The sequence below is a fragment of the uncultured Paraglaciecola sp. genome (genome assembly GCF_937123705.1).
Lineage (GTDB): Bacteria > Pseudomonadota > Gammaproteobacteria > Enterobacterales > Alteromonadaceae > Paraglaciecola.
The window spans coordinates 1-2,421 of the sequence record NZ_CAKZKO010000095.1; the positions used below are offsets into that span (position 1 = coordinate 1).

General features: G+C 45.7%; 3 protein-coding genes. 1 reads left to right on the forward strand and 2 read right to left on the reverse strand.

Going from position 1 to position 2,421, the window contains the following annotated elements:
* A partial coding sequence (locus Q0688_RS12840; RefSeq protein ID WP_299077158.1) for a glutathione S-transferase family protein occupies positions 1-581 on the reverse strand: 581 nt, incomplete at its 3' end.
* Between Q0688_RS12840 and Q0688_RS12845 the strand changes: the two genes are divergently transcribed.
* Positions 580-1,452: a YafY family protein gene (locus Q0688_RS12845; RefSeq protein WP_299077161.1), complete on the forward strand. Its 873-nt coding sequence runs from the start codon at positions 580-582 to the stop codon at positions 1,450-1,452. The two genes, Q0688_RS12840 and Q0688_RS12845, sit on opposite strands and share 2 nt — an antisense overlap.
* 419 nt (positions 1,453-1,871) lie before the next feature.
* Here Q0688_RS12845 and dcd read toward each other — a convergent pair.
* Positions 1,872-2,421 (reverse strand): dCTP deaminase (gene dcd, locus Q0688_RS12850; protein WP_299077163.1); only part of this gene is annotated, 550 nt, incomplete at its 5' end.

Here is a 2,421-nt window from a genome sequence, read left to right on the forward strand (position 1 = left end):
GCTGCATGGCTCTCCTGATAACACGGCCGCTGCCGGATACGCGCTACATAGGCAGCTACTTTAGGCGATGCCTCGATCCAATTAAACACCATTGAGAAGCTCAATAGACCACCAAAAACCACATCGGCAGCGGTAAATTGCTCACCAAGCGCCCAATCAGTATTGGGCGCCATTGCCTCTACAGTTGCCAATGCGCGAGCTAGATCCCCCCACCCAACCGACTTGGGCTCAGGGTGTTCTATTGCAAAAGCCGACAGTGAAAATGCAGGTTCAATTGTGTTACCTGCAACAAACAGATAGCGATAATACGTCGCACGATCAACAGAGCCTATTTCAGGTGCCAGCCTGCTTTCTGGGAATTTGTCCGCTAGGTATGCACAGATGGCAGCCACTTCTGTAACAACTGCGTCGCCATCCACAAGTGCAGGCAACTTACCCATCGGGTTGATATTGCGGAGGTCCTGCAAATGCTTATCTTCAGCTGTAAAATCGATGATGATTTGTTGGTGTTTAGCATCGAGTTCTTTGAGCATCCAGTCAGTAATGACCGCTCTGCTCATTGGGTTGTAGTAATGTTTCATGTTTAGGTTTCCTCGTAGCCATGTAGCCAAGTTGAAAGACACATTGATTGCTATCAGCGATTTCCATCTAAAGTGGAGTATCCCTACTGATTTGAAGAATAAGGCAATTGATGCCGTTATATGGCATATTAAACTAATGATAAATTCCGGCTTTGAACAGCGTACTGAACGGCGCAACCGCCTCATCGGCTTACTTCGATCAGAGCAGCACTGGAAGACCGCAGACTTACGCGAGCACCTAGGCATTAGTCAGCGTACGTTAATGCGTGAACTAGCGGAGTTAAGGCGTGCCGGCTATCCAATTGAGTCAGACAGAGGGCGCGGAGGTGGTATTCGTTTAAATGGCAGATGGGGCGTTGAGCGCTTGAATTTAAACCATCAGGAAGTGGTTGAATTGATACTCTCGTTAGCGGTTATGGAGTCCTTGCAATCACCACTACTCACTAGCAATCTGAAAGCTATCAAGCAGAAACTTTTTCAAGCCTTCCCCCAAAAACAGCGCAGCGCAGTCAGTAATATCCGTAAACGGATCATGATTGGAGACAATGCGAAAGCCAATTTGGTATCCCATTACACGACACCCCCTCAGCGAATTTCCGAGAGCCTATCAGAATCATTTTTGCGACGACATTGCCTGGAGATTGAATATCAATCTGAGGCAGGGGAGCGCACTGTTCGAGTAATCGAAGCACAGTTTATACTACTGAATTGGCCCATATGGTACATCATAGCTTGGGATCATCTTCGATTGTCATCCCGTGTGTTCCGAATAGACCGTATCAAGAAGGCTCGTATTGTAGATAGCAGTTTCGAGCTTAGATCAAAACATTTATTCACTGATATTTTCACTCCATTTTATCAAGCTATTTAAGCCTAATCGCTCTATCAATGATTATCCGGCGTCCCTATAAGGTGGGTAAAATTGCACTTTAGATAACTGTTTCAAGAATCCTCTATGGCTCAACTGCAACCAGTAATAGCATCTATGCCAGCAACAACTTAGCAAGAACACACGCCACTCTCTTATGTTTACGGACTTTATCAATGGGTAATTTTAAGCAGGCAGGGTTTTAAAGGTAGGTAAGTAAAGCGGGATATTTAAAATTTGTGGAGCGTGCTAGTGGAGTTACAACCTAGTTCGTCGGGTATTGTAAGGCTCGTCATCAGCAAAGTGAATGACAAGCCTACAGGATGTATTCATGCTGAGTGCTTAAAACACCCAGCCGAACCAACAAACTTCAAACTATAACAATAATCAACGAAGCTTCTGCCGCAGATATTTTCTTGCGTTTAGGTCTTTGGCAACGTCACACCCGTTTGGCCCTGATACTTACCGCCGCGATCTTTGTAGCTGGTTTCGCACACCTCATCGGATTCAAAAAACAACATCTGTGCCACGCCCTCGTTAGCGTATATTTTAGCGGGCAAGGTTGTGGTATTGGAAAACTCCAGCGTCACATGCCCTTCCCACTCCGGCTCTAGCGGCGTCACGTTGACAATAATTCCGCACCGAGCATAGGTCGACTTACCTAAACACACAGTCAGCACACTGCGAGGAATGCGAAAATACTCAACAGTGCTCGCTAATGCAAAAGAGTTAGGGGGAATAACACAGTAGTCGGCCTCTATATCAACAAAACTATTTTCATCAAAATTTTTGGGGTCTACTGTTGTTGGGTGAATATTGGTAAAAATTTTAAATTGTCGTGAACAACGCACATCATAGCCATAGCTAGAGGTGCCATAGGAAATGATTTTATTTTGACGACTTTTGCCCCTGACTTGACCTGCTTCGAAAGGGCTGATCATGTCGTGTTGCTCCGCCATGCGGCGTATCCAT